We start from the raw sequence: 25,409 nt of genomic DNA on the forward strand, positions 1-25,409 counted from the left end.
ATACGGTCGATATACCGAACGCCGTTCGATCGAAATGCCGAACCAATTCGCGATCGAAATGTCGAACTGTCGAGAGTCGGTCGAAAGTTTTCCGAAAGCGGCCCGGCGCCCGGAAATTCCAAGGTGATTGCAGAATGCCGAGGCGATTGTTTGCCCGCAGCCGGAGACCGTCAAGACTCGCGGACGCGAACAATGAAGAGTTTTTGATAACCGCCCCGGGTCTCCCCGGGCCTTACCCTTGCCCCGTGGATGAGATGCCCCGGGACCACCGGCCCGCCAAGTCCGTCAGAGTGCTGCTCGCCGAGGACCAGGGCATGATGCGCGGCGCCCTCGCCCTACTGCTCGGCATGGAGCCGGACCTGGAGGTCGTCGCCCAGGTCGGCAGGGGTGACACGATCGTGGACGCCGCCCTGACCCACCGCCCCGACGTGGCCCTCCTCGACATCGAACTCCCCGGCATGAGCGGCCTGGACGCCGCCGCCGAACTCCGCGAACAGGCCCCGGACTGCCGGGTGTTGATCCTCACGACCTTCGGCCGCCCCGGTTATCTGCGCCGGGCGATGGAGGCAGGCGCGGCGGGCTTCCTGGTGAAGGACGGCCCGGTGGAGGACCTGGCCGCCGCGATCCGCCGCGTCCTGACCGGTGAGACAGTCATCGACCCGGCGCTGGCCGCCGCCGCGTTGAGCGCGGGCCCGAATCCGCTCACCGCCCGCGAGTGCGACGTCCTCAAGGCCTCGGTGGACGGCGCGACGGTCTCCGACATCGCCACGAAGCTCCACCTCTCCGAGTCGACCGTCCGCAACTACCTCTCGTCGGCGATCGGCAAGACAGCCACCCGCAACCGCATGGAAGCGATGCGGGAGGCCCGCCAGCAGGGGTGGCTGTAGCCCCCTGTTCCCCCGCCCTACGCTCCGGTCCCCCTGCGGAACAACGCCGTCCAGAGGAAGTCCTCGCCGAAACACGGCGAGTCGTCCGGTTCGTCGCGCATCCGACGAATCTCGACCTCCTCCAGCTGCAATGCCGACTCCGACTCCGCGAATATCCAGCGCAGTTCATCAGGCCTGTAGGCCAACCCGCCCTGAAGCCCGGAGCCCCGGTAGAGCTCGGCATCGGGCAACTCGGACCCCATCCCACCCGCCGCGAAACAGGTCAACGCGAAGTGCCCACCGGGGGCGAGGACTTGGTCCAACAGGGCCAGGTAGCTGATGCGCCGGTGCGGGGGCAGGTGGTGGAAGCATCCGGAGTCGTAGACGAGGTCGTAGGGGCCGGGGAGTTGGGTGGGGGCGAGGGCGAATACGTCCCCACAGTGGAACCGGATCCGGGGGCCCTCCCCCTCCCCTCCCCCCACCCCCGTCTCCACCCGGCCCAGATCCCGCCCGAGATCCCGACCCCGCGCCCGCTCCTCCGCCCAAGCGACAGCCGTGGGCGACAGATCCACCCCGTCCACCTCGAAGCCCCACGCGGCCAGTTGAAGGGCATTGCGCCCCGGACCACACCCCAGGTCCAGTGCACGGCCGCCCCCGCCTATCAGCCCCCGGTCGACATACCTGACCAGGTTCTCGTCCGGCTTCGCCACGAAGAACGGCACCGGCCTGTCACGGTCGGCATAGAACCCGTCCCACCAAGAGGCACCCCTGGAACTCCAACGGTCCGCCTCCGGCGCGAACAGCCCGTCCAGAAGCCGAAGCACGTCGTCGACCGTGCGGATGCCCCGCCCGTGCTGGTACCGATCCGTCCGGTCCATCCAGACCTCCTCTCCGCTACACCGATCGTAGAAGCGGATGACCCGAAAGCCCAGGTCGGACCCCATTCGGGACGCTCACGCGAATCCCGTCAACTCCCCTGTACGAGGCGGGAGTCGACGCCGGAAGCACGTCACCCCAACGCCACGGTGAACCCCTGCCGACACCCCGCCCGAGCACCACCAGGACGGCATTCCCGGCGACGGCGACCGCACTTTCCGGAGTGCCGGCCCGGCGGGGACCAGCACGCCACGCCCCTCAGGCGAACGTGCCCTGCTGCGGCGCCAGTTCATCCCCGCCGCCACACTCCCCGCCCTACTTCGTCACCTCCGCCGACTCGTAAGCCGTCCGCGCCGGAGCCACGCACACGAACCAGTTGTCCAAAGACCCCGCCGCCGGCCGGATCGCCGCGTCGTCGCTGTTGATGTCGGCCCCCGCCTCCACCCTGTGGGCCACGGTGGACGAGCCGTCCTTCCAGGTGCAGGTGACTTCCTGTGCGGTCTTGGCGACCTGGCCGACCACCAGGCGCTGGGGGCCTTCGGTCTTCTTCGGGTCCAGGGTGGACGCGCCCGACTTGAGGTCCGTGCCCACCGTGGTGTCCTGGGGGGAGACCGAGTCGCCCATCAGGAGTTCCGGCTCGCCGCTCCCGACGGCCCGTTGCACGAAGTACGTGATCTTGCCGACCAGCGCGGAGGGGTTGTCCCTGTCCCAGGGTTCCTCGTGATGGCTGGACATGGACCGCAGCTGCGCCTCGGCCTCCGCCTCGGTGCGGGGGGCGCCCCACACGTCGACCGTGACGTACCACGTCTCGCCCTGTTCGGTGCCCGCCGCGAGCATGGTTTCCTGCGGCGTGTACACATGCCGTTCCTCCGGGGTCGACGGCTGTGTCGCCTTCTGGGTCACCGCGGGGGTGACCTCGCCCCCGTCCCCGCCGCGCAGTCCGGCCAGCGCGAGGCCGCCCGACGTGCCGACGATGACCAGTGCCGTCGCCGTCGCGAGCGCCCAGCGGCGGGCCCGGCGTCGGCGGCCGCCGCGGATCACCGCCTGGTAGGGGGCTATGCCGATCTCGACCTCGTCCGCGGCGTCGGCCAGCAGGAGGGCGATGTCTCTGTCGCTCATGGTCTGGTTCGTCTCCCGGTCCGCGCTCATCACTTCCGCCCTCCGTGCGTCACCATCTCGGCGAGTCCCGGTATGGCGCGGAGTTTCGCGATCCCCTTGGCCGCGTTGCTCTTCACCGCGCCGACCGAGCAGCCCATCGCCTGGGCCGTCTGTGTCTCGGTCAGGTCCTCCCAGTACCGCAGCACCACCGCCTCCCGCTGCCTCGGCGGCAGTTGGGCCAGTGCCTCCAGCAGGGCGCTGCGATCCTCGGCCTGGGCGATGCGGTCACCGGTGTCGGCGACCTCGCGCACCAGGCCCGAGTCGTCCTTGGGCGCCAGGAACTCCTTGAGCCGTCTGCGGTGTTTGCGTGCGTGCGCGTTGATCATCACGCGCCGTACGTACGCCTCCGGATCATCGGCCGAGCCGACCTTCCGCCAGGCCACAAAGGTCTGTTCGAGCGTCGACTGGACCAGGTCCTCCGCGGCGTGCTGCTCCCCCGTCAGAAGAAATGCCGTCCGCATCAACCGCGGCCAGCGGCCGATGACAAAGCTCTGGAACGCGTCATCGCGAGTCTCCCGAGCCTCTTTGCGATCCCCCATGGGCACCTCCTAGATATGTAAAGGAGTCCATGAGCCGCCCGAACCGTTGCCTCATCCCGTGGAACCCGTCGAAACCCTCCTGGGCGGCCACGGCAGCCACACCACCATCAGCACCACCGCGCCGAGCAGCACCCCCGCCCCCGTCCGGAACGCCAGCGCGTACCCCTCCGTCAGCGCCTCCGCCGTACCGCGACCACTCCCCGCCGTCCCCGCCGTCCCCCCGACGCTCGCCGTACGCGCCGCCGCGATCGTCGACATCACCGCGAGCCCCAGCGAACCGCCCATCGTGCGCGAGGTGTTGATCAGCCCGGAGACCAGCCCGGCCTCCCCCGGCGCCGCCCCGGACGTGGCGAGTGCGGCGAGTGGCGTGGCCGTCAGGCCCGCGCCCAGCATCATCAGGATCCCGGGGAACATGATCTCGGTCAGGTAGTCGCCCCGCACCGTCATCAGGGACTGCCAGCCGAAGCCCAGCGCGGCGATCACCGTCCCGAGCACGGCCACGTTGCGCACGCCGAGCACCGGCATGAAGCGGGGTGCCGACTTGGAGCCGATGAGGACGGCCAGGGAGCTGGGCACCAATGCGAGTCCCGCCTCCAGCGGTGTGTAGCCGAGGACGTTCTGCGCGTACAGGGTCATGAAGAACCACATGGAGAACATCGCCGAGCCGTTCACGAACATCGCCGCGTTCGCCGACGACACCGCCCGTGCCCGGAAGAGTCCCAGCGGCATCAGCGGAGCCGCCGTACGCGCTTCGACGACGAGGAAGAGGACGATCAGGGCGAGCCCGGCGGCCAGCGGAAGCAGGGTGGCGGTGGCCGTCCAGCCCTTGGCCTCGGTCTGCGAGATGCCGTACGCCAGGACTCCGAGGCCCGCCGTGACCAGGACGGCACCCGGCAGGTCGAGCCGTCGCCGGTCGCCCGCGCGGCTCTCCGGGAGCCAGCGCAGGGAACTGAGGAGCACGACCGCGCCGACGGGCACGTTGATCAGCAGCACCCACCGCCAGGACAGGGTGTCGACGAGCACTCCGCCGACGAGTCCGCCCGCGGCCCCGCCACCGGCGCCGACCGCCGTCCAGGTGGCGATGGCCCGGGCGCGGGCCGCGCCCTCCGAGACCGCCGAGGTGACGATCGTCAGCGTCGAGGGTGCCAGTACGGCGGCGCCGAGTCCCTGCGCGGCCCGGGCGAGGAGCAGTTGCCAGCCGTCCTGGGCGAGCCCGCCGCACAGCGAGGCCAGCGTGAACAGCGCGAGCCCGACCAGGAACATCCGCTTGCGGCCGTAGAGGTCACCGGCTCGTCCGCCCAGCAGCATGAACCCGGCGAAGGCGATGGCGTACGCGTTGACCACCCATTGCAGCCCGGACGCGCTCATCCCCAGGTCGGCCCGCATCGACGGCAATGCCACGTTGACGACGGACACGTCGAGGACGACGAGGAACTGCCCGGCACAGGCGAGCGCGACGACCAGCCAGGCGCCGGGCGGCGGCGAGCCCGGGCGGAACGGGCGGGATATTCGGGAGGAAGAGGAAGAGGAGGGGGAAGAGGCATCAGCGGCTCGGGGCATGGTCGTCATACTCTCAACCGGCCCGTGCCCCCTGCATCGGCATTTCGCCCCAGCCGTACCACCGCCGCAGGACCTACGCCGCCCGCAGCAACGTCACCACCGCCGCCCCGCCCAACCCGATGTTGTGCGCGAGCCCCACCTCGGCCCCCGGCACCTGCCGCTCCCCCGCCGTCCCCCTCAACTGCCACACCAACTCGGCGACTTGGGCGATCCCGGTGGCCCCCAGCGGATGCCCCTTGGAGATCAGCCCACCGGACGGATTGACCACCCACCGCCCGCCGTACGTCGTCCCACCGGACTCGACGAGCTTCCCGGACTCCCCCGGCTCGCACATACCGAGCGCCTCGTACGTCAGCAGCTCGTTGATCGAGAAGCAGTCGTGCAGTTCTACGACGTCCACGTCGTCGATGCCGAGTCCGGACCGTTCGTAGACCTGGCGGGCGGCGGCCCGGGACATGGGCTGTCCCACGACGTCGATGCACGAGCCCGACGCGAAGGAGTCCTGGGTGTCGGTGGTCATCGCCTGGGCGACGATCTCGACGAGCGAACCAGAGCCCGCACCCGCACCCGTCCCTATCCCCGTACCCGTACCCAACTCCCGTTCCTCCGCGAAGCGTTCGGAGACCACGACCGCCGCCGCGGCGCCGTCCGAGGTCGGTGAGCACTGGAGTTTCGTGAGGGGGTGGTGGACGACCCTCGCCGCGAGGATGTCGTCGACGTCGTACACGTCCTGGAACTGGGCGTACGGGTTGTGCGCGGAGTGCCGGTGGTTCTTGGCGGCGACGGCGGCGAGCTGGGCCTCGGTCGTGCCGTACTTCTCCATGTGTTCGCGGGCCGCGTCGCCGAAGATCTGGGCGGTGGGCGGGGTCATCTCGAAGCCGTGCCGGGCGGCCATGATGCCGTAGTGCCGGGCGACGGGGGACGTGGAGAAGTCGCCGCCGTCCGCTCCCCCACCCAACGCGCCCCTCTTCATCTTCTCGAAGCCCAGTGCCAGCACGCAGTCCGCCGCCCCGCCCTCCACCAGCTGCCGGGCCAGCATCAGCGCGGTCGAGCCGGTGGCGCAGTTGTTGTTGACGTTGTAGACGGGGATGCCGGTGAGACCTAGTTCATAGGCGGCTCGCTGGCCGGCGGCCGAGGGCTGGAAGCAGTAGCCGACGGGAACCTGTTCTACGTCGGCGTAGGAGATCCCGGCGTCCGCGAGGGCGGCGTTCCCGGCCTCGCGGACCATGTCCCAGTACTGCCATTCCCGGGTCTCGGGCTTCTCGAATCTCGTCATCCCGACGCCTGCGACATAGGCCTTCATGGCGGGCGAGATTAGAACACGTTCCAGTGAATGACCAGAGGTGACGGAGGGTCAGATATTCATGGGACGGTCAAGGATTCGTTAGTGCGCCGAAGCATCGGAATAGTTGCCCATGCATACGAGGTTTACCGTGCACTTATCTCACACGGATCAGTCCGCCCCGCACGGATCACGCCACACCTACGGCCTGGAGGCCCCACTCCATGACGCACACGTCGACCGACCAGCCCGCACGGAGGCCGTCCGGCGCCGTCGTGCCGGTGCTCGCCTTCGCGGGCATCGTTGTCGCGGTGATGCAGACCCTGCTCGTCCCGGTCATCAAGGACCTGCCGCAGCTGCTGAGCACCGAGCCCAGCAACGCCACCTGGGTCCTGACCTCGACTCTCCTGTCCGGAGCCGTCGCCACGCCGATCATGGGCCGCCTCGGCGACCTCTACGGCAAGCGCCGGATGCTGATCGTCAGCCTGTCCGTGATGGTCGTGGGAGCGCTGGTCAGCGCGCTCACCAGCGACCTGCTCACGATGATCGCGGGCCGTACGCTCCAGGGCTTCGCGATGGGCGCGATACCGCTGGGCATCGGCCTGATGCGCGACATGCTGCCCCGCGAGAAGCTCGGCTCGGCGATGGCCCTGATGAGTTCCTCGATCGGCGTCGGCGGCGGTCTCGCACTGCCCGCCGCGGCGCTCGTCGCCCAGCACGCCGACTGGCACGCCCTCTTCTACGGCGCCGCCGGCCTCGGTGTCCTCGCGATCGGCCTCACCCTCCTCGTCGTACCGGAGTCCCCGATGCGCGCGGAGGGCACGTTCGACGTGCTCGGCGCGATCGGTCTCTCCGCGGGCCTTGTCCTCTTCCTCCTGCCCATCACCAAGGGCAGTGACTGGGGCTGGACCTCCGGGACCACGCTCGGTCTGTTCGCGGCGGCGGTCGCCGTCCTGCTCCTCTGGGGCGTGATGGAGCTGCGTCTGAAGGCTCCGCTGGTCGACCTGCGCACCACGGCCCGCCCCGCGGTCCTCTTCACCAACCTCGCCTCGATCATGGTCGGCGTCTCCTTCTACGTCGTCTCCCTCGTCCTGCCCCAGCTCCTCCAGCTGCCCAAGGCGACCGGTTACGGTCTCGGGCAGTCGATGGTCACCGCCGGTCTGCTGGTGGCTCCGCTCGGCCTGACGATGATGTTCACCGCTCCCGTCTACGCCCGGCTCTCGGCGAAGTACGGTCCCAAGGTCACCCTGATCCTCGGCATGCTGATCATCGGTATCGGCTACGGCGCGGGGATCGGGCTCATGAGCGCGGCCTGGCAGTCCCTTGTCATCGCCGTCGTGCTCGGTGCGGGGATCGGGCTCGCGTACTCGTCGTTGCCCGCGTTGATCGTGGGGGCGGTGCCGGCGTCGGAGACCGGTGCGGCGAACGGGCTCAACACCCTTATGCGGTCCATCGGTACGTCCGTCTCCAGTGCGGTGATCGGGATGGTGCTGGCGAACACCGCGAACCATGTGGGCGGGGTTGCCGTTCCGACCATGCACGGGTTCCGGGTGTCGTTCCTGATCGCGACCGGTGCGGTTGCCGTTGGCCTGCTGATGGCGCTGTTCCTTCCGAAGCCGAATCGGGCGCCGCAGTTGAACTTCAGCAGCGAGGAGGAGGCGAACCTTGAGCGGGCCGAGGAGGTTCTGCGGGGGTTCCGGGGGCGGGTGCTGAGTGCCGACGGTGTTCCCGTCGCCCGGGCCAAGGTCACGCTGATCGACCGTCGTGGTCGGCAGGCCGGGGCCACCTTGTCCTCCGAGGACGGGAGTTACGTGCTCGCTGTGCCGTCTCAGGGGGCGTATGTGCTGGCGGCTCGGGCGAGTGGGCATGGGCCGCTTGCTTCGTCTGCGACGCACGGTGGGGACGGGGTCGCGGTTGACCTGGACCTTTCGTTGCCCGGTGAGACTGTCAGCGCGTAGTCGGTAGTTCGTTGTCTGTGGGTGCGTGGGGGCTGGTCGCGCAGTTCCCCGCGCCCCTAAAAGCCGTAGCCTGGCCGCGCCCACAAGTCGCCAGTACTGAAGGAACCGACATGCCCCTGGCACCCAAGCCCGAGATCCTCGCCGCGTTCGAGGCCGCCAAGGGATTCATGCCGGTGGATGAGGGACTGGCCCTCTACGCCGCAGCCGTAGAAGCCGGGCGCCTCGGCCTCCCCCTCCTCGAAGTAGGCACGTACTGCGGGCGCTCCACCCTCCTCCTCGCCGATGCCGCCCGCGAGGCCGGTGTCACCGTGCTCACGCTCGATCACCACCGGGGCAGCGAGGAGCAGCAGCCGGGCTGGGACTACCACGACCCGGAGACCGTCGACCCGGAGGTCGGGCTGATGGACACGTTGCCGACGTTCCGCAGGACCCTGCACCGGGCGGGTCTTGAGGAGCATGTGGTGGCCCTCGTCGGGCGGTCGCCGCAGGTCTCGCGGATCTGGGGGACCCTGCTCGGCCTCGTCTTCATCGACGGTGGGCACACCGACGAGCACGCGAACGGGGACTACGAGGGGTGGGCGCCCCATGTCGCCGAGGGCGGGCTGCTCGTCATCCATGACGTGTTCCCGGAACCGGAGGACGAGTTCACCGGGCAGGCGCCGTACCGGGTGTATCTCCGGGCGCTGGAGTCCGGCGCGTTCACGGAGGTCTCGGCGACCGACTCCCTGCGTGTCCTACGGCGTACCGCTACCGGTATCTGAGATCAACTGGGCAGCCCTGCCAGCCAGTTGAGCAGGTGCTGGTTGACCTCCGCCGGGCGCTCCTGCTGGATCCAGTGGCCGCAGCCCTCCAGGATGTGCGCGCCGCGCAGGCCGGGCAGGGTCGCCGGGTACGCGGCGATCGCGTCGGACAGCCAGGTGGTGGAGGCGTCCAGGGAGCCGCCCAAGAACAGGGACGGTTGGGGGATCGGTGCTCCGTCGTGGGCCACCAGGTCCTCCCAGTCCTGGTCCATGTTGCGGTAGCGGTTCAGGGCGGCGGTCAGGCCTGTGCGCTCGAACTCCCCCGCGTAGACGTCGAGTTCGGCCGCACCCAACCACGCAGGCGCTTCCGTCGGGAACCGCTCCCGCAGCGTCCCCTCACCCCGGCTCACGAAGTGCGGGTCGGGGGCGCCGGGTTGAGGCATCGTGTCGGCTGAGAACGCGGCGTAGAAACCGGAGAGCCAGCCGCGTACGTCCGGTTCGATCTCGGCCTCGGCGCGGCCCGGTTGCTGGAAGTAGGAGACGTAGAACTCCTCGTCCCCGCCCATTCCCGCGAAGATCTCGCTGGGGCGTGGGCCGCCGCGGGGCGTGTAAGGGACGCTCAGCAGCGCTACGGCTCGGAAGACGTCCGGCCTGAGGAGGGCGGAGTGGGCCGCGATGCCCGCGCCCCAGTCGTGGCCGACGATCACCGCCGACCGTTCGCCGAGTGCGTGCACGACCGCCACGGCGTCCTCGACCAGGTCGAGCATCCGGTACGCCGACACGTCCTCGGGGCGCGACGAGCGGCCGTAGCCACGGACGTCGACGGCGACCGCGCGGTGGCCGGCCGCGGCCAGCGCGGGGAGTTGGTGGCGCCAGGAGTACCAGGACTCCGGGAAGCCGTGGACGAGGAGGACCAGGGGGCCGGTGCCCTGTTCCACGAGGTGGATGCGGCCGGCGGGGGCGGGGACGAGTCGGTGCGTGACGTCCTTGACCATGGTCATGAGTCCTCCGGGACGGGGGCTGGTCCGACGATCCTGCGCCCCGGCGGCGCCACCCCACGACTCTTGTTGCCGCTTCAGCAAACCCACCCTGTGCGGCGGCTAGGGTGGCTCCCGTGTCGTACGTAGGTCCGGACTTCGATCCCCCGCAGCCCCGCCGTCCCCGCCGAGGACCCCTGACCGTGGCGCTGGCCGCGCTGGTCCCGGGGGCACTCATCGGATGGTTCGTCTATGAGGCGGTGGGCAGCCCGGGGGGCGGCTCCTCGGCCCACGCGTCGTCCGCGTCGGCAGGCGCGTCGGTGTCGCCGACGTCCACCGCGTCGAACGACGACAAGCCGCCGGGCCCAAGTCCCCTCAAGGGCAAGGTCGTCGTCATCGACCCGGGGCACAACGTCACCAACTTCCAGCACACCGCCGAGATCAACCGCAAGGTGGACATCGGCACGAACTGGAAGGAGTGCGACACGACGGGGACGTCGACCAACGCGGGTTATTCGGAAGCCCAGTTCACGATGGACGTGTCCCACCGGCTGAAGGCGCTGCTCGAAAAGCAGGGCGTCACGGTGAAGTTGACGCATGACACTGGCTCCCCGTCCTGGGGGCCGTGCGTGGACCAGCGGGCCAGGATCGGGAACGACGCGCACGCGGACGCCGCGCTCTCCATCCACGCGGACGGCGCACCGGCCGGCGACCACGGCTTCCATGTGATCCTGCCCGCCTCCGTGCACGCGGGCGGCGCCGACACCCGTGCCATCGTCGGCCCCTCGGCCGCCCTCGGGCGGGGCATCGCGAGCAACTACCGTCGCGTGACGGGCGAACCGTTCTCCAATTACGTCGGCGACGGCACCGGTCTCGACACACGTAAGGACCTGGGCGGTCTCAATCTGTCAACGGTTCCCAAGGTGTTCATCGAATGCGGCAACATGCGCGATAGCAATGATGCTGCACTGCTGACGAATGCCGCCTGGCGACAGAAGGCGGCGCAGGGGATCTCTGAGGGAATCGTGAGTTTCCTGCGCGGGTAGCGATCAGCGGGCTGATCCGGGCGGACACCCTGGCAGGGTGGACGATAGGGTCAACCGACGACGAGACGACCTACGAAGGACCTGAAGTGAATATCCGCTCCCTCACACGAGGCGACGGCGTGGTGATCGGAGCAGCGGTATTGCTCTTCATCGCGTCGTTTCTCAGCTTCTACACCGCTGCCGGTTACAGCAACGCCCCGACCGCCTGGGACTACCTCGGCGACGCTCTGGGCCTCTACGTGGGCGGGGTCATCGGTGCTGCCCTGATCGTCGTCAACCGCGCCCTGCCGCAGCCGCGCAAGATCGCGGGACTGGAGCTGGGCCAGGTAGGCGTCGCGTTCTCGGTCCTGGTGGTCTGGGCCCTGTTCTGGACCCTCGTGGACGTTCAGGACGGCCTCAACGCCGGTGCCGGTCTGATCCTCGGCTTCATCGCCGCCCTCGTCCTGGCCGGCGGCGCCATCGCCACCCCGCTGCTCCCGCCCCTCCAGGCCGCCCTCATCCCGGCCCCCAAGCCGGTCGCCCCGCAGCCCTACGGCGCCCAGCAGCCGCCCGGTGGTTACGGCTACCCGGGTGCCGGTCAGCCGCAGCCCTCGTACGGCACTCCGCCCCAACAGGCGCAGGCCGCGCAGCCGTTCGGGCAGCCCGCGCCGGCTCCGGCCGGGGACTTCTCGCCGTTCTGGTTCGCGGTGCCGGTGGCCCTGCCGCTGTTCGCGGAGGACGGTTCGCCGTCGCCGATCGCCGAACTGGCGCCGGGTACCTGGTACTTGGCCGTGGAGCAGCGTGGTCCGGCGCTCGTCGCGCAGACCCAGGACGGCCGTCGTGGCGTCCTGCAGGACACGTCGGGGATCCAGCGCGGCTGAGTCCCTCCCCCAACGTTCACCGCGGCCCCTCGCCCTTCCGGGTGGGGGGCCGTTGTCGTACAGTCGCAGCCGCCGGTCGGTTTACTGACGAACCGTCAGATCAGTTGTGGTGGAGGCGATATGCGGCTCGGTCTCGCACTCGGGTACTGGGGGCGCGGGCCCTCCGCCGACCATGTGCCGCTGGCTCAGGAGGCCGAGCGGCTCGGGTACGACTCCGTGTGGACGGCCGAGTCGTGGGGCTCCGACGCCTTCACTCCCCTCACCTGGATCGCCGCGCAGACCTCAACGATCAAGCTGGGCACGGCTGTTGCGCAGATGGCGGCCCGCTCCCCGACCACCACCGCCATGCACGCGCTCACCCTCGATCACCTCTCCGGCGGGCGGGTGCTGCTCGGGCTCGGGCTGTCGGGGCCGCAGGTGGTGGAGGGCTGGTACGGGCGGCCGTTCCCCAAGTCGCCGCTCACCGCGACCCGGGAGTACGTCGAGGTCGTACGGCAGGTGCTGCGGCGGGAGGCGCCGGTCGAGGTGGACGGGCGGTTCCACGCGCATCCGTACCGGGGCGCGGACGGTACGGGGCTCGGCAAGGCGCTCAAGTCCATTACCCACCCGCTCCGTTCGGACCTGCCGATCCTGCTGGGCGCCGAGGGGCCGAAGAACGTGGCGCAGACGGCGGCGATCGCGGACGGCTGGCTGCCGTTGTACTGGTCGCCGAGCCGACCGGAGGTGTACGGCACGACGGCCTTCCGCAACGGATTCCTCGTGGCGCCCATGGCCCAGGTGAAGGTCTGCGACGACGTGGCCGAAGGTCTCCTCCCCGTGAAGATGATGCTCGGCTTCTACATCGGCGGGATGGGGCACGCGGCCCGGAACTTCCACGCCGATCTGATGGCGCGCATGGGGTACGAGGAAGAGGCCCGGCGGATACAGGAGTTGTTCCTCGCGGGCCGCCGGGAGGAGGCCGTGCTCGCGGTACCGGACGCGTTCGCCGACGAGATCTCGCTGGTCGGCCCGCGTGAACGGATCGCGGAACGGCTGGAGTTGTGGCGCAAGGGCCCGGTGACGGACCTGCTGGCCCTTGCGCCCGACCCGCACACGCTACGGGTGCTGGCGGAGCTGAACTCCTAGGAGCCACTCAACTCCCGGACGCTGAAGGGCTTTTACCCTCCGGCGAGCTGCCCTGCCGACGGCACCTTGTCGGTCACCTCGGCACCCGCGCTCTTCCCGGCGTCCTTGACCTTGTTGATGATGTCGTCGAAGGAACCCGCCGTGGCGTCCGTCGAATCACCCTTGCGCAGCTTGGACGGCAGGTCCTTGAGGGAGTCGATGCCGGCGCTGAGCGGGGCGACCGCCTTGGAGAGCGTGGGGTCGCCCTTGGCGTTCTTGGTGGCCGCCTTGAGCCGGTTGTACGCGAACGCGCCCGCGAGACCCGCCTTGATGAGCGCGAACCTGCGTCCGCTCGCGCCCTTCTTGAACTTGCCCGCCTTCCAGGGCTTCACGATCCACTGGTAGGTGGCACCGGCGGCGAGGCCCGCGTTCGCGACGAAGCGGGTCTTGGCGAACTTCTGCCGTTCGGCGGAGGTGCTGGGGCTCGGGGTCGCGGCAGCGGCGGCGGCCACTACGGCCGCGGTGTCCTGCGTGGCGTCATCGGTGGCGCTGCCGCAGGCCGTGGCACCGGCGAGCAGGGCGCAGCACAGGGTGAGCGCCACGAAGAGGCGCCGTATCGGTACGGGCACGGGGTCCTCCGGGGTGTTCTCCCCGAGTGGGTGTCCTTACCCCGGCAGCCTGACCCGGCTCGGCCACTCGCGCCACCCGGACGGGACCGTACGGGTTTCATCGCGCCGGAAGCGGCAATCCGCTTGGCATGTCCCCCTACCGACGCGGTTCGAATTCGGTCGGCAATGTCATCGTGATCATCGCCGACATCATGGCCCTCATCCTGGCCCTCTGGATTCTGATGTACCTGCTGGACGCCAACCGCGCGAACGACCTCGTGCAGTTCGTCCACCGCTCGGCCAACTGGCTCGCCGGCTGGTCCCGCGACCTGTTCACCTTCGACGAGGCGTGGGCGCGGGTCATCTGCGGCTACGGCTTGGCGGCGGTGGTGTACCTGTTCATCGGCCACGCGATCGCCAACAAGGTTCACCGTTAAGCTTCGCCCGGTGGGGGCTGAGCGCGCAGTTCCCCGCGCCCCTAAAAGAAACGGCGGGCCCGGCGTTTTTAGGGGCGCGGGGAACGGCGCGACCAGCCCCCACCGGGCCCGCGCCTAACAACAATCCGGATCCAGCCCCAACGGCAAGTGCTCCGCACCGAACACCGCACAGGTCGCGTCATGGCCCCCCAACGCCGCCACCGCAAGCAGCAACGACCCCGCAGTCCACGTGGTCAGCTCACGAGGCCACACCGCATCGTCATCGAAGACGTACCCGGTCCAATACAGCCCGCTCTCCGCATCCCGCAGGTGCTGAATGGCCTGGAGAATCTCCAACGCACGGTCGGACTCCCCCAACACCCACAGCGCCAGGGCGAGTTCAGCCGACTCACCCCCCGTAACCCACGGGTTGGGAACAACACACCGCACCCCGAGCCCCGGCACGACGAACCGGCTCCAGCCCTCCTCCACCCGGGACTTGGCCTCCACACCGGTCAACGCACCGCCCAGCACCGGGTAGTACCAGTCCATCGAGTAACGGCCCTTGTCCAGGAACCGTTCAGGATGCCGCCGGATGGCGTGCCGTAGCGCCCCGACCGCCAACTCCCAGTCCGGCTGCGGCTCTTCACGCTGTTCGGCAATCGCAAGGGCGCACCGCAACGCCTGGTGGATCGAGGACGAACCGGTGAGCAGCGCGTCCGACGTGTCCGTACCGTCGTCCTCCCGCTTCCACCCGATCTGCCCACCCGGCTGCTGCAACCGCAGCACGAACTCAACGGCCGCGAACACCGTGGGCCACAACCGGTCAAGGAACGTGTCGTCGCCGGTCGCGAGGTAGTGGTGCCACACGCCTACGGCTATGTAGGCGACGAAGTTGGTCTCACGCCCCCGGTCCGTGACCTCGCCCGGATCCCCGTCCGCGTACGCCGCGAACCAGGACCCGTCCTCGTTCTGGTGCCGGGCAAGCCAGTTGTACGCCCGCTCCGCGGCCTCGTGCTCGCCCGCCGCGTCGAGCGCCATCGCGGCCTCGGTGTGGTCCCACGGGTCGAGGTGATGGCCCCGGAACCACGGGATCGCCCCGTCCTCCCGCTGCACGGCGAGAATGCCGGCGACGGTCGCGGCGGCCTGCTCCGCGGTGAGGACCCCGGGCAGGACGAGGTGTTCTGTCCGGGGAGTGGTCACTTGGCTTCCGCCACGGGGAGGTGCGGCTTGGTCGCGTAGGCCACGAAGCTCTTGCCGATCAGCGGGTTCAGCGCCTGTTCGGCGACCCGGGTGGCGAGGGGTTTCTTCATGATGTCCCAGACCAGGAGCTTGTGGTACGCCTGCACCGGCAGCGCCTTGTCGTTGTCCACGCCGAACGCGCACTTCAGCCACCAGTACGGCGAGTGCAGCCCGTGCGCGTGGTGGGTGCCGTACGGCTGGAGGCCCGCCTCGCGGATCTTGGTGAGGAGTTCGTCCGCCTTGTAGATGCGGATGTGGCCGCCCTCGACCTCGTGGTAGGCGTCGGACAGGGCCCAGCAGATCTTCTCGGGGCCGTAGCGCGGGACGGTGATGGCGATGCGGCCGCCGGGCTTCAGGACCCGGACCATCTCGGCGAGCACTCCCTTGTCGTCCGGGATGTGTTCCATGACCTCGGAGATGATCACGACGTCGAACGACTCGTCCGGGAAGGGGAGTTGGAGCGCGTCGCCCTCCATCGCGGTGGCGGTGGCTCCGGCGGGGGCCTCGCCGGCCTCCTTCATCGCCGCGAACCACTTGGCGACCTCGCGGATCTCCTCGGCGTTCTGGTCGAGGGCGACGACCTGTGCCCCTCGCCGGTAGCACTCGAACGCGTGCCGCCCGGCACCGCACCCGAGGTCCAGGACTCGGTCGCCAGGGGCGAGCGGGAACCGGGAGAAGTCGACGGTCAGCACGTGGCCCTGCTTTCGGGAGAGACGCCGGTAACACTGGTCGGAGAAGGGGAAGGAGACGGGGTTGCCGAGGGCGACAACGATGCCGAGGTCGCGCTGCCCGTCCGGCCGGGGGCGATCGCCTCGCGGTACCTGGCCGCCGTGCCCTCCGCGGCCTTCGCCCAGGTGAAGCGGGCCAGGACGCGTTCACGGCCCGCCGCACCGAGGCGGGCCCTCAGTGCCGGGTCGGCCAGGAGTCGACTCAGGGCGGTCGCCAGCGCCCCGGGGTCGCCCGGCGGTACCGCCAGGCAGGTCTCGCCGTCGCGCCCGGCGACCTCCGGGATGGCTCCGCCGGTCGTCGCGACGAGGGGCGTCTCCGTGGCCATCGCCTCCGCCGCCGGGAGCGAGAAGCCCTCGTACAGCGAGGGCACACAGGCGACCTCCGCCGAGCGGACCAGGTCGACGAGTTCGGCGTCCGTGATGCCCTTGACGAACTGGACGGCGCCTTCGAGGCCGTAGCGCTCGACGGCTTGCGCCACCGGGCCCTCGGTCGGGCGTTTGCCCACGACGATCAGGTGGGCGTCGGGGTGTTCGGTGCGGACCTTCGCGAGGGCCTCGACGAGGAAGACGAGGCCCTTGAGGGGGACGTCCGCGCTGGACGTCGTGACGATCCGGCCCGGTACCTGGGGTACGGCCGGGTTCGGGGAGAACTGGTCGGTGTCGGCGCCGATGTGGACGACGTGGATGCGGTCGTCGCGGACGCCGAGGTGGTCGATGATCTCCTGGCGCGAGGTGCCGGAGACGGTGAGGACGGAGGGGAGACGGCGGGCGACGCGCTTCTGCATCTGCGTGAACGCGTACCAGCGGCGCTTGGACATGCGCTGCCGCCAGTTCTCCGCCGCGTCCAGCTCCAACTGGCGGTCCACGGTGATGGGGTGATGGATCGTCGTCACCAGCGGGGCGCCGACGTCGCCCAACAGGCCGTAGCCCAGCGTCTGGTTGTCGTGCACGATGTCGAACTCGCCGCGCCTGGCGCGGAGATGGCGGCGGGCGCGGAGCGAGAACGTGAGGGGCTCGGGGAAGCCGCCGGTCCACATCGTCGCCACTTCGAGGGCGTCGATCCAGTCCCGGTACTCGTCGCGCTTCGGGGTGCGGAAGGGGTCCGGGGAGCGGTAGAGGTCGAGCGAGGGCAGCTCGGTCAGGGAGATGCCGTCGTAGCCCTCGTCGAGCACGGGGTAGGGCTGTGAGCCGATGACCTCGACGCGGTGCCCGAGGCGGGCCAACTCGCGGGAGAGGTGGCGGACGTAGACACCCTGGCCCCCGCAGAACGGGTTCCCCTTATAGGTGAGGAGTGCGATACGGAGCGGTCGCTCGCCGTCGGCTGCCAGGTCCTCCTGGGGACCCGCCTGACTGGCCTCAGCGGTCACTCTGAGCCCCCTTCTGCCTGCACTGTCCCGCGAGATTACGCCGGGACGCTAATCTAGAACAAGTTTCAGACTTGATCGTCCAGGAGGTTCTGAATCTACCGGCCGGTACGGGCGCTGTGAGAAGTGGATCAGGTGATTCACACCACGGCTGAGACCCTGCCATGATCGGTCCGATCACCCGCCCTCACCGACAGTCACGGGAACAGTCACGGAACGGGAGCCATGCCAGTGGAAGCCAAGCCCGAAGCCACTGCGCGGACCTCGCCGCCCCTCACCGAGCGGCAGGAGGCCCGGCGGCGGCGCATCCTGCACGCGAGCGCGCAGCTGGCGAGCCGGGGCGGTTTCGACGCGGTGCAGATGCGGGAGGTAGCGGAGTCCTCGCAGGTCGCGCTCGGCACGCTGTACCGGTACTTCCCGTCCAAGGTGCATCTCCTGGTCGCCACGATGCAGGACCAGTTGGAACACATGCACGGCACGCTCCGCAAGAAGCCGCCGAGCGGCGACAGCGCGGCCGAGCGGGTCGCGGAGACCCTGATGCGGGCCTTCCGCGCGCTCCAGCGCGAGCCGCATCTCGCCGACGCGATGGTCCGCGCGCTGACCTTCGCGGACCGCAGCGTCTCCCCCGAGGTCGACCAGGTGTCGCGGCAGACCACGGTGATCATCCTGGACGCGATGGGCCTCGAACACCCCACGCCGGAACAGCTGTCGGCGGTCCGGGTCATCGAGCACACCTGGCACTCGGCCTTGATCACCTGGCTCTCGGGCCGCGCGTCCATCGCGCAGGTGAAGATCGACATCGAGACGGTCTGCCGATTGATCGATCTCACCGAACCGGGCGGGGCCGGGGACCGATAATTCCCGCATGGCCTTCATCCACCACACCTACGTCAAGCCCACCAAGCTCGAACTCCTCACCACCTGGCTGCCCACCCGCACCTGGTATCACGGCCCCGCCGAACCGGAGTTGGCGAAGGCCGGCGGGTTCCGGCTCGACGACCCCGAGGGCGAGGTCGGCATCGAGTTCATGGTCGTCACCGACGGCTCGGACGCCTACCTCGTGCCGCTCACCTACCGGGCCGCCCCGCTCCCCGGCGCCGAACAGGCCCTCATCGGCACCATGGAGCACGGCGTGCTCGGTCCGCGCTGGGCCTACGACGGCTGCCACGACCCGGTGCTGACCGCCGGGTTGACGGCGTTCGTCGAGGGCCGGGTGGAGGCGCAGGCGCAGAGCGTCTCCCACACCCTGGACCGGGAGGTCGCCCGCTCCTGGACCGGGACGGCGCCCGTCCCCGCCCTGGGCGCCCCGACCGACACCGACGAGGCCACCGAGTTCGCCGTACCGGACGGCCCGACCCTGCGGCTGCACCGGGTGCTGACCCCCGGCTCCACGGCCCCCGAGGACGCGCTCGGCCAGGTCACCGGCGCCTGGGCACAGGCCGACGGCACCCGGGTCCGCGCGCTGTTCGCAACTCTCCAGCCCGGTTAGTCCCGGTGGCTCACGCGGTGGCGGAGGCCAGTGCCTTGCGCCGGTCCGTCACGTAACGCGCCACCGTCTTCTTGTCGGCCGCCGTCAACAGCCGCTTCTCGACCGCCTGTTGGACATCCCGGACGGCTTCGGACAGATCCGTGTCCAACTGACACTGCGCGTCGGCGCGGGCGGTGCGGAGTTCGTCGTTGCCGAGCGCGCGCAGGGCCGTCTCGTCCGAAGCGGCTTGCTGCAGACGGGAGTCGACGGCCTGCCGGGGGGCCTGGAGGTTGGTCGCCGGGTGCCCCGCCTTGGTCATGCAGGAGGACCAACGGCGCACGGCGGAAAGGTAGTTGGAGTCCTTCTCCACGGCGTTGAGCACCCGGTTCGCCAGTCCTACGGCGGTGGGCTCCACCGTGTTCCAGTCCGCCCCGTACAGCTCGGCGCGGGCCTTGGCGACGCAACCGTCGCTGGAGTACGCGAGGTTGACGCCGTCGGGCAGCCGCAGGGTCACCCGGTGGGCCGGGGTGCCGGTCAACGCCCGCTGCCAGGAAGCCTGGTGGGATTCGCTCGCGGGGACGGGCGTGGAGCGCCGGTAGAGGTACTCGCCGACGATGCCGTAGCCGTCCTGGGTCGCCTTCCGGACGGTGAGCAGGCCGTAGGGGTTGGTCTCCTCGCCGCGCGCGGACGCGGTGCGGGGCTGTGCCGTGTAGGTCTGGCCGCGGGCGCTCATGCAGGCCGCGACGGCGTGTTCCTCACGGTCGTAGAGGCGTACGGCGTCGGCGTGGGTGGACGCGGTGGCACCCGACAGGGGACGGACGTCGAGCGCCGCGGTCAGCACAAGGAGCACCGTGAGAAGTGTCCGCCGCGCCGTGGTTGTGCTCACACGCACCAGTCGTTGGAGGCGACGTTGTGCCAGTACACGGTGTTCGCCAGGGAGCCGTTGTAGTAGCCCTTGGCGAGGATGTAGCTGGAACCCGTGTAGCCCGTGCCCGAGTAGATCCGGACGTTGCAGCTGCTGCCGTTGTTGTACAGCGACTCGGCGTTGTTGAACTTGTTGTACTGGAGCAGGTTCGTGTTGTCGCCGTAGACCACGCCGGGGGTGCCCGAGCCGTTGACGCCGAGGTAGGCGCAGAGTCCTCCGGAGGGGCAGTCCGACAGTGCCGCGCTTGCGGGGGCGGCGGTGATGAACGCGCCGGTGGTGGCCAGCGCCACGGTTCCGAGGGCGAGGCCGGCCTTGGTCAGGATCCGCTTCATTCTCTGTGTTCCTCCATCGCTCGGGGTGCCGCCCGCAGACCCGAAGTCGTCCGCGGTACGGGCGAGTTGCCGTGCCCAAGGTGGCGGAGGGAGGTGGTCGGGGACCTTGCGCAAACCTTGTCCCGCAGGTGGGCAGGTGGTTGGGTGCGCGGTGGAGAACCTGTGAAGCACGTGGGGTGGGACGGTGGAGACGGGCGTGAGGGGATTTCGGCTGCTGGGGCCCGTGGAGTTATGGGTGGCGGGCCGTCCGGTCGATCTGGGGCCCGCCAAGCGGCGTACGGTCCTGGCGGCGTTGTTGGTGGACGCGGGCCGCTGGGTACCGGCCGAGACACTGATCGACCGGGTGTGGGGGGAGGATCCGCCGGCCCAGGTGCGGGGCACGCTGTATGCCCATATCGCGCGTATCCGCCGGGTACTTGTGGAGACGGGGCCGTGGCTCTCCGGCGACGTCGGAGTTCCCGAGGCTCGTGAAGTCCCCTCCCCGGCCCCGGAGTTGGTGCGCGGCCCCGCGGGCTACCGGCTCGACATCTCGCCGGACCTGGTCGACGTGCACCGCTTCCGGAACCTGGTCGCACGGGCCCGCCCGGCCGAAGGCTCCGACGCGGCACGGGTGTTGGCGCTGCGGGAGGCGATGGGCCTGTGGCAGGGGACGCCGTTGGCCGGGCTGCCCGGTGAGTGGGCGGCGCGGACCCGGGAGAGCTGGCTGCATCAGTACGTCGACGCCGTGCTCGGCTGGGCGGACGCCGAACTCCGGGTCGGCGGTCACCTCGTGGTGGTCGACGCGCTGTCCGTCCTCGTCGCCGAGCATCCGCTGGTCGAGCCGCTCGCCGTGGCGCTGATCCGGGCGCTGCACGCCGCCGGGCGCGCTCCCGAGGCACTCGCCTGCTACGCCGCCCTGCACAAGCGGCTGGCCGACGAACTCGGCACGACCCCGGGTTCGGAGGCCCAGCGCGCGCACCGGGCGATCCTGAGCGGGAAGGCCGCCCCGCGCCCTTCGTCGGGGGTCGGCGGCACCGGGCGCGTCAAGGTCGTACCCGCTCAACTGCCCCTGGACCCGGCGGGGTTCACCGGACGCGAGGAGGAACTGGCCCGGCTGGAGAAGGTGTTGGGAGCGAGTTCCGCGCGACCGACCGCGGTGGTGGTGTCGGCGGTGTCCGGGACGGCGGGCGTGGGCAAGACGGCGCTGGCGGTGCACTGGGCGCACCGGGCCCGGGACCGGTTCCCCGATGGCCAGTTGTATGTGAACCTGCGCGGCTACGACCCCGACCGGCCGCTGACCGCCCCGGACGCGCTGGTCCGGTTCCTGACCGCGCTCGGCGTGTCCGAACAGGACATCCCGCCGGAGCAGGACGACCGCGCGGCGCGCTACCGCACCGAGGTCGCGGACCGGCGGATGCTGATCGTGCTCGACAACGCGGCCACTGTCGAGCAGGTCCGTCCGCTACTGCCCGGCACCGGCTCCTGCGCGGTGCTGGTGACCAGCCGCGACAGCCTGGCCGGGCTGGTCGCGCGGGAGGGCGCCCAACGGCTCGACCTCGACCTGCTGCCCGCCGATGCGGCCCGCACCCTGCTGCGCCGGCTCATCGGCCCGCGTGCCGAGGCCGAGCCGGACGCCGTGGACGCCCTCGCCGCGCAGTGCGCCCGGCTGCCGCTGGCGCTGCGGGTCGCCGCGGAGCTCGCCGTCACCCGCCCGGGCACTCCGCTGACCGACCTCGTCGCCGAACTCGCCGACCAGCAGCGGCGGTTGTACCTGCTGGACGCGGAGGGCGACCCCCGGGCCGCCGTGGTCACGGTGTTCTCCTGGTCACTGCGGCAACTGCCCCCGGAGGCGGCGCGCACGTTCCGGCTGCTCGGCCTGCACCCCGGCCCCGACCTCGACGCGCACGCCGCCGCCGCACTGACCGGCAGCACGGTGCCGGACGCCCGCCGCGCCCTGGAGATCCTCGCCCGCGCCCATCTGGTGCAGCGCGCAGACACCACCCCCACACCGACCGGCACACCCACGCCGGACGCCCGCGATGCCCTCGACACCCCAACCCCCGCCCGCACCCACCCCGTCCAACGCGCAGACACCACCCCCGCACCGACCGGCACACCCGCCGCGCCCTCGACGCCTCTCCCCACACCCATCTGGTGCAGCGCGCAGACACCGCCCCCGCACCGACCGGCACCTCCACGCCGGACGCCGGCGAGGCCCTCGACGCCCCCACCCCCACCCACCCGATCCAGCGTGCGGACACCGCCCGGTACGGCATGCACGACCTGCTGCGCGCCTACGCCGCCCGGCTCGCCGTGGCGCAGGATCCGGCGGAGGCCCGCGAGGCGGCGCTGGACCGGCTCTTCGACCACTACCTCGCCACCGCGGCCACCGCCATGGACCGCCTCCACCCGGCCGAGGCGCACCGGCGCCCCGCCGCTCCCGCAACGTCAACTCCCGTGCCCGACCTGTCGGATGCGGACGCCGCACGCGCCTGGCTGGACACCGAGCGCACCTGTCTGACGGCGATGTCCGCGCACACCGCAGCCCATGGCCGGCCGGCCCACGCCATCCGGCTCTCCCTCACCCTGTACCGCCATCTCATCAGCGGCCACCACACCGACGGCCTCACGATCCACGGCCACGCGCGTGACGCCGCCCGTCTGCTCGCCGACCCGGCGAGCGAGGCCCTCGCACTGCTCGGCATCGGCACCGCCCACTACCAGCTGGCCCGGCACGAACCGGCCCGCCGGCAACTCCAGGAGGCGCTGACCCTGTTCCGGAAGGCCGGCGACCCCACCGGCGAGGCCCGCGCCCTGACCAACCTCGGCCTCGTCGACGAACGCCTGGGCCGCTTCCTGCCGGCCGTCGAGTACCTCGAACAGGCGCTGCTGCTGTACCGGAGCGTCGACGACACCTCGGGCGAGTCGATCGCGCTGAAGAATCTCGCCCATGTCGAGGGCCAGTTGGGCCGCTATGACCAGGCGGCCGACCACCTCCAGCAGTCCCTGACCCTGCTGCGCCGGACCGGCAACCGCTACCTGGAGGCGCACGCGCTCATGGACCTCGGCACGGTCGAGACCCGACTCGACCGGCTCGACGAGGCCGCCCACCACCAGGAACAGGCCCTGGCCCTGATCCGCGAGGTCGGCGACGGCTACGGCGAGGCCGGTGCGCTGCACGGCCTGGGCATCGTCCACTCACGGCGCGAACAGCACACACAGGCCGCCGAATGCCACCGCCAGGCCCTCGCCCTCTACTCCCGCAACGGCGACCGCGACGGCGAGACCCGAGCCCTCAACGGCCTCGGCGAGGCCGCCCGGGCCGCCGGCCGCACCGCCGACGCCCTCACCCACCACACCGACGCCCTCACCATCGCCGAGGACATCGGCAACCCGGGCCAACAGGCCCGCGCCCACGAGGGATTGGCCGAGGTCCACCACGCACGCGACGACACCGCCCTCGCCATCCACCACTACGAGCGCGCACTGGCCCTGTACACGGAACACGGCATGCCGGAGGCGGACACCATCAGGAAACGGCTGGCCGCGGTGTCCGATCCCGCCGGTGGTCACACTTCCGGAGCCATCAGCCGCTGAACCAGGGCGAGTTACTCCTCCGGCGGGAACACCGGCTCCCCGCTCCCCAACAGCGTGATCATGATGGCCTCCACCGGGCACCCCTCCGCCGCCGCGAGGATCTTCTCGTTGGCGTCGGTCTCCGGGGCGACCGGGTGGGACTGCATGGCCGCGTCGAGGTGGAAGCGGTCGGGGGCCTGGTGGGTGCACTGGGCCGAGCCGATGCAGATCGAGCGGTCGACCTCTACCTGCCAGCGGTCGCCCATCCTCCGTTCACCCCTCCCAGCCGGCCGGCAGGTGGATCATCTTGTGTTCGAGGAACTCGGAGAAGCCCTCGGGCCCGAACTCCCGTCCCAGGCCGCTGTTCTTGTAGCCGCCGAAGGGGCCGAGCATGTCGAGGCTGAAGGTGTTGACGTTGTAGGTGCCGGTGCGGACCCGGCGGGCGATGTCGATGCCGTGCGCCACGTCACCGGTCCAGACGCTGCCGCTGAGGCCGTAGTCGGAGTCGTTGGCGATCTTCACGGCCTCGGTCTCGTCGCCGTACGGCAGGAGGCAGATGACCGGGCCGAAGATCTCCTCGCGGGCGATGCGCATCGAGTTGTCGACGTCCCCGAAGAGGGTCGGCTCCACGTACCAGCCGCGGTCGAGGCCGGGTGGACGGCCGCCGCCGGTAAGGATCTTGGCGCCTTCCTCCTGGCCGATGCGGATGTAGTCGAGGTTTCGTTGTTGTTGGCGCTTGGCCACCAACGGGCCGACCTGGGTGGCCGGGTCGAGCGGGTCGCCGACCACGAGAGCGCTCGCCGCCTGGGCGAAGGCGTCCGCGAACTCGTCGTAGCGCGAGCGCGGTACGAGGATGCGGGTCTGGGCGACGCACGCCTGGCCGTTGTTCATCCAGGCGGCCGAGACGATGCCGGGTACGGCGGTCGTGAGATCGGCATCGGGCAGGACGATCGCCGCCGACTTGCCGCCCAACTCCAGTGTCACGCGCGTGAGATGGCGCGCGGCGACCTCCATCACGCGCTTGCCCGCCGGGACCGAACCGGTGAAGGAGACCTTGTCGATGCCGGGGTGTCCGACGAGGTACTCACTGACCTCGCGGTCGGCCGGGAGGATGGACAGGACGCCGTCCGGGAGTCCTGCCTCCTTCGCTATCTCGCCCAACAGGTAGGCGTCCAAGGGTGATTCGGGCGACGGCTTCAGGATCGCCGTGCAGCCGGTGAGCAGCGCGGGCGCGAGCTTCGCGGCGGCCACGAACTGCGGGACGTTCCACGGGACTACGGCCGCGACCACCCCAACTGGCTCCCGGCGTACGAGGATCTTCCCGAGGACTCCGTCCCGGTACTCCTCGTACGTGAAGCCCTTCGCGACGGTGATCGCCGCGTCCCAGACCATCATCGCGCCGAGCGCCTGCCCGAGGATGCTCCAGGAGTACGGTGACCCGTTCTCGGAGGAGATGACGCGGCCGATCTCCTCGTACCGGGCGGCGATCGCGTCCTTGATGCGGGTGACGACCGCGATCCGTTCGTCGAGCGTCATGCGCGGCCAGGGCCCCTCGTCGAAGGCCCGGCGGGCGACCGCGACCGCCCGGTCCACGTCCCCGGTCGACGCGTGCGGGACGCGTCCGATGACCTCTTCGGTGTGCGGGGAGATCACCTCGATGACGTCCTTGCCCAGGGGGTCGGTCAACTCCCCGCCGATGAACAGCTGTCGGTGTTCCACGAGCTCTGTCATGGCCGAACGCCTCCCCGGTACCGCTGTCTGACGATCCATCAGATACGAAGACTGAATACCAGTTCCGGTCGATG

25 protein-coding genes are annotated in these 25,409 nt (G+C 70.4%); 11 read left to right on the forward strand and 14 right to left on the reverse strand.

Features of this window, described 5'->3' with window-relative positions:
• Positions 1–254: 254 nt before the first annotated feature.
• A complete protein-coding gene (locus OG588_RS14500; protein ID WP_019064381.1) occupies positions 255–887 on the forward strand; it encodes a response regulator transcription factor in 633 nt (210 codons plus the stop codon).
• Between the two features lie 17 nt (positions 888–904).
• Here OG588_RS14500 and OG588_RS14505 read toward each other — a convergent pair whose 3' ends face one another.
• From OG588_RS14505 to OG588_RS14525, 5 genes are all read right to left on the reverse strand, one after another.
• Positions 905–1,744, reverse strand: a complete 840-nt coding sequence (locus OG588_RS14505) for a class I SAM-dependent methyltransferase (RefSeq protein ID WP_405947641.1) — start codon at positions 1,742–1,744, stop codon at positions 905–907.
• 313 nt (positions 1,745–2,057) lie between these two features.
• Positions 2,058–2,861, reverse strand: a complete 804-nt coding sequence (locus OG588_RS14510) for a hypothetical protein (RefSeq protein WP_405947642.1) — start codon at positions 2,859–2,861, stop codon at positions 2,058–2,060.
• A 29-nt stretch (positions 2,862–2,890) separates the two neighbouring features.
• Positions 2,891–3,439 carry a SigE family RNA polymerase sigma factor gene (locus OG588_RS14515; RefSeq protein WP_405947643.1) on the reverse strand — a complete coding sequence of 183 codons (549 nt, stop codon included), beginning with the start codon at positions 3,437–3,439 and terminating at the stop codon, positions 2,891–2,893.
• A 51-nt stretch (positions 3,440–3,490) separates the two neighbouring features.
• Positions 3,491–5,008: an MFS transporter gene (locus OG588_RS14520; RefSeq protein ID WP_405947644.1), complete on the reverse strand. Its 1,518-nt coding sequence runs from the start codon at positions 5,006–5,008 to the stop codon at positions 3,491–3,493.
• Positions 5,009–5,072: 64 nt separating this feature from the next.
• The gene (locus tag OG588_RS14525) at positions 5,073–6,302 is read right to left on the reverse strand and encodes a lipid-transfer protein (RefSeq protein WP_405947645.1); all 1,230 of its coding nucleotides are present in this window, start codon (positions 6,300–6,302) and stop codon (positions 5,073–5,075) included.
• Positions 6,303–6,505: 203 nt separating this feature from the next.
• On the opposite strand from OG588_RS14525, the gene OG588_RS14530 reads away from it, so the two are divergent.
• Both OG588_RS14530 and OG588_RS14535 read left to right on the forward strand, forming a co-directional pair.
• Entirely contained in the window at positions 6,506–8,239 is a 1,734-nt protein-coding gene (locus tag OG588_RS14530) for an MFS transporter (protein WP_405947646.1), read from the forward strand.
• A 110-nt stretch (positions 8,240–8,349) separates the two neighbouring features.
• Entirely contained in the window at positions 8,350–9,000 is a 651-nt protein-coding gene (locus tag OG588_RS14535; RefSeq protein ID WP_405947647.1) for a class I SAM-dependent methyltransferase, read from the forward strand.
• 2 nt (positions 9,001–9,002) lie between these two features.
• Here the strand turns inward: OG588_RS14535 and OG588_RS14540 are convergent, their stop codons facing one another.
• Positions 9,003–9,980: an alpha/beta fold hydrolase gene (locus OG588_RS14540; RefSeq protein ID WP_405947648.1), complete on the reverse strand. Its 978-nt coding sequence runs from the start codon at positions 9,978–9,980 to the stop codon at positions 9,003–9,005.
• A gap of 113 nt (positions 9,981–10,093) precedes the next feature.
• On the opposite strand from OG588_RS14540, the gene OG588_RS14545 reads away from it, so the two are divergent.
• From OG588_RS14545 to OG588_RS14555, 3 genes are all read left to right on the forward strand, one after another.
• A complete protein-coding gene (locus tag OG588_RS14545) occupies positions 10,094–11,002 on the forward strand; it encodes an N-acetylmuramoyl-L-alanine amidase (RefSeq protein WP_405947649.1) in 909 nt (302 codons plus the stop codon).
• An 86-nt stretch (positions 11,003–11,088) separates the two neighbouring features.
• Complete coding sequence (locus OG588_RS14550) at positions 11,089–11,862, forward strand: hypothetical protein (RefSeq protein WP_405947650.1); 774 nt, start codon at positions 11,089–11,091, stop codon at positions 11,860–11,862.
• Between the two features lie 120 nt (positions 11,863–11,982).
• Positions 11,983–12,987, forward strand: a complete 1,005-nt coding sequence (locus OG588_RS14555; protein WP_405947651.1) for an LLM class F420-dependent oxidoreductase — start codon at positions 11,983–11,985, stop codon at positions 12,985–12,987.
• A gap of 32 nt (positions 12,988–13,019) precedes the next feature.
• Here OG588_RS14555 and OG588_RS14560 read toward each other — a convergent pair whose 3' ends face one another.
• Entirely contained in the window at positions 13,020–13,595 is a 576-nt protein-coding gene (locus OG588_RS14560; protein WP_266855818.1) for a hypothetical protein, read from the reverse strand.
• Between the two features lie 128 nt (positions 13,596–13,723).
• Between OG588_RS14560 and OG588_RS14565 the strand changes: the two genes are divergently transcribed.
• Complete coding sequence (locus OG588_RS14565) at positions 13,724–14,011, forward strand: hypothetical protein (RefSeq protein ID WP_019060428.1); 288 nt, start codon at positions 13,724–13,726, stop codon at positions 14,009–14,011.
• Between the two features lie 114 nt (positions 14,012–14,125).
• Here OG588_RS14565 and OG588_RS14570 read toward each other — a convergent pair whose 3' ends face one another.
• Genes OG588_RS14570 through OG588_RS14580 form a run of 3 tightly spaced genes read right to left on the reverse strand, consistent with a single transcriptional unit; the run spans position 14,126 to position 17,327 of the window.
• Complete coding sequence (locus OG588_RS14570; RefSeq protein WP_405947652.1) at positions 14,126–15,193, reverse strand: prenyltransferase/squalene oxidase repeat-containing protein; 1,068 nt, start codon at positions 15,191–15,193, stop codon at positions 14,126–14,128.
• Positions 15,190–15,924, reverse strand: coding sequence for a class I SAM-dependent methyltransferase (locus tag OG588_RS14575; protein WP_266855823.1), 735 nt, complete (start codon positions 15,922–15,924; stop codon positions 15,190–15,192). Before OG588_RS14575 ends, OG588_RS14570 begins: the two co-directional genes overlap by 4 nt.
• A complete protein-coding gene (locus OG588_RS14580; protein WP_405947653.1) occupies positions 15,918–17,327 on the reverse strand; it encodes a glycosyltransferase family 4 protein in 1,410 nt (469 codons plus the stop codon). Before OG588_RS14580 ends, OG588_RS14575 begins: the two co-directional genes overlap by 7 nt.
• Positions 17,328–17,549: 222 nt before the next feature.
• Between OG588_RS14580 and OG588_RS14585 the strand changes: the two genes are divergently transcribed.
• Together OG588_RS14585 and OG588_RS14590 are read left to right on the forward strand one after the other, a co-directional pair.
• The gene (locus tag OG588_RS14585) at positions 17,550–18,182 is read left to right on the forward strand and encodes a TetR family transcriptional regulator (protein WP_026150934.1); all 633 of its coding nucleotides are present in this window, start codon (positions 17,550–17,552) and stop codon (positions 18,180–18,182) included.
• A 7-nt stretch (positions 18,183–18,189) separates the two neighbouring features.
• Positions 18,190–18,813, forward strand: coding sequence for a maltokinase N-terminal cap-like domain-containing protein (locus tag OG588_RS14590; protein WP_405947654.1), 624 nt, complete (start codon positions 18,190–18,192; stop codon positions 18,811–18,813).
• A gap of 10 nt (positions 18,814–18,823) precedes the next feature.
• On the opposite strand, the gene OG588_RS14595 is transcribed toward OG588_RS14590, so the two are convergent.
• Positions 18,824–19,642, reverse strand: a complete 819-nt coding sequence (locus OG588_RS14595; RefSeq protein WP_405947655.1) for a hypothetical protein — start codon at positions 19,640–19,642, stop codon at positions 18,824–18,826.
• A 32-nt stretch (positions 19,643–19,674) separates the two neighbouring features.
• Complete coding sequence (locus tag OG588_RS14600) at positions 19,675–20,049, reverse strand: peptidase inhibitor family I36 protein (protein ID WP_405947656.1); 375 nt, start codon at positions 20,047–20,049, stop codon at positions 19,675–19,677.
• Positions 20,050–20,284: 235 nt separating this feature from the next.
• Between OG588_RS14600 and OG588_RS14605 the strand changes: the two genes are divergently transcribed.
• Together OG588_RS14605 and OG588_RS14610 are read left to right on the forward strand one after the other, a co-directional pair.
• Positions 20,285–22,549: a BTAD domain-containing putative transcriptional regulator gene (locus OG588_RS14605; protein ID WP_405947657.1), complete on the forward strand. Its 2,265-nt coding sequence runs from the start codon at positions 20,285–20,287 to the stop codon at positions 22,547–22,549.
• Positions 22,486–23,625 carry a tetratricopeptide repeat protein gene (locus OG588_RS14610; protein ID WP_405947658.1) on the forward strand — a complete coding sequence of 380 codons (1,140 nt, stop codon included), beginning with the start codon at positions 22,486–22,488 and terminating at the stop codon, positions 23,623–23,625. Before OG588_RS14605 ends, OG588_RS14610 begins: the two co-directional genes overlap by 64 nt.
• Positions 23,626–23,636: 11 nt before the next feature.
• On the opposite strand, the gene OG588_RS14615 is transcribed toward OG588_RS14610, so the two are convergent.
• Both OG588_RS14615 and OG588_RS14620 read right to left on the reverse strand, forming a co-directional pair.
• Positions 23,637–23,870: a ferredoxin gene (locus tag OG588_RS14615; protein ID WP_317776063.1), complete on the reverse strand. Its 234-nt coding sequence runs from the start codon at positions 23,868–23,870 to the stop codon at positions 23,637–23,639.
• 7 nt (positions 23,871–23,877) lie between these two features.
• Positions 23,878–25,335, reverse strand: coding sequence for an aldehyde dehydrogenase (locus tag OG588_RS14620; RefSeq protein ID WP_405947659.1), 1,458 nt, complete (start codon positions 25,333–25,335; stop codon positions 23,878–23,880).
• Positions 25,336–25,409 lie beyond the last annotated feature (74 nt).

This window comes from Streptomyces prunicolor (assembly GCF_045162825.1).
Lineage (GTDB): Bacteria > Actinomycetota > Actinomycetes > Streptomycetales > Streptomycetaceae > Streptomyces > Streptomyces prunicolor.

Bases quoted from the DNA above. Each gene is read 5' to 3' on its own strand.
- OG588_RS14515 (WP_405947643.1), bottom strand. From the start codon at position 3,439: ATGGGGGATCGCAAAGAGGCTCGGGAGACTCGCGATGACGCGTTCCAG.
- OG588_RS14600 (WP_405947656.1), bottom strand. From the start codon at position 20,049: ATGAAGCGGATCCTGACCAAGGCCGGCCTCGCCCTCGGAACCGTGGCG.
- OG588_RS14530 (WP_405947646.1), top strand. From the start codon at position 6,506: ATGACGCACACGTCGACCGACCAGCCCGCACGGAGGCCGTCCGGCGCC.
- OG588_RS14540 (WP_405947648.1), bottom strand. From the start codon at position 9,980: ATGACCATGGTCAAGGACGTCACGCACCGACTCGTCCCCGCCCCCGCC.
- OG588_RS14500 (WP_019064381.1), top strand. From the start codon at position 255: ATGCCCCGGGACCACCGGCCCGCCAAGTCCGTCAGAGTGCTGCTCGCC.
- OG588_RS14525 (WP_405947645.1), bottom strand. From the start codon at position 6,302: ATGAAGGCCTATGTCGCAGGCGTCGGGATGACGAGATTCGAGAAGCCC.
- OG588_RS14555 (WP_405947651.1), top strand. From the start codon at position 11,983: ATGCGGCTCGGTCTCGCACTCGGGTACTGGGGGCGCGGGCCCTCCGCC.
- OG588_RS14510 (WP_405947642.1), bottom strand. From the start codon at position 2,861: ATGAGCGACAGAGACATCGCCCTCCTGCTGGCCGACGCCGCGGACGAG.
- OG588_RS14505 (WP_405947641.1), bottom strand. From the start codon at position 1,744: ATGGACCGGACGGATCGGTACCAGCACGGGCGGGGCATCCGCACGGTC.
- OG588_RS14565 (WP_019060428.1), top strand. From the start codon at position 13,724: ATGTCCCCCTACCGACGCGGTTCGAATTCGGTCGGCAATGTCATCGTG.
- OG588_RS14590 (WP_405947654.1), top strand. From the start codon at position 18,190: ATGGCCTTCATCCACCACACCTACGTCAAGCCCACCAAGCTCGAACTC.
- OG588_RS14535 (WP_405947647.1), top strand. From the start codon at position 8,350: ATGCCCCTGGCACCCAAGCCCGAGATCCTCGCCGCGTTCGAGGCCGCC.
- OG588_RS14615 (WP_317776063.1), bottom strand. From the start codon at position 23,870: ATGGGCGACCGCTGGCAGGTAGAGGTCGACCGCTCGATCTGCATCGGC.
- OG588_RS14520 (WP_405947644.1), bottom strand. From the start codon at position 5,008: ATGACGACCATGCCCCGAGCCGCTGATGCCTCTTCCCCCTCCTCTTCC.
- OG588_RS14620 (WP_405947659.1), bottom strand. From the start codon at position 25,335: ATGACAGAGCTCGTGGAACACCGACAGCTGTTCATCGGCGGGGAGTTG.
- OG588_RS14585 (WP_026150934.1), top strand. From the start codon at position 17,550: ATGCCAGTGGAAGCCAAGCCCGAAGCCACTGCGCGGACCTCGCCGCCC.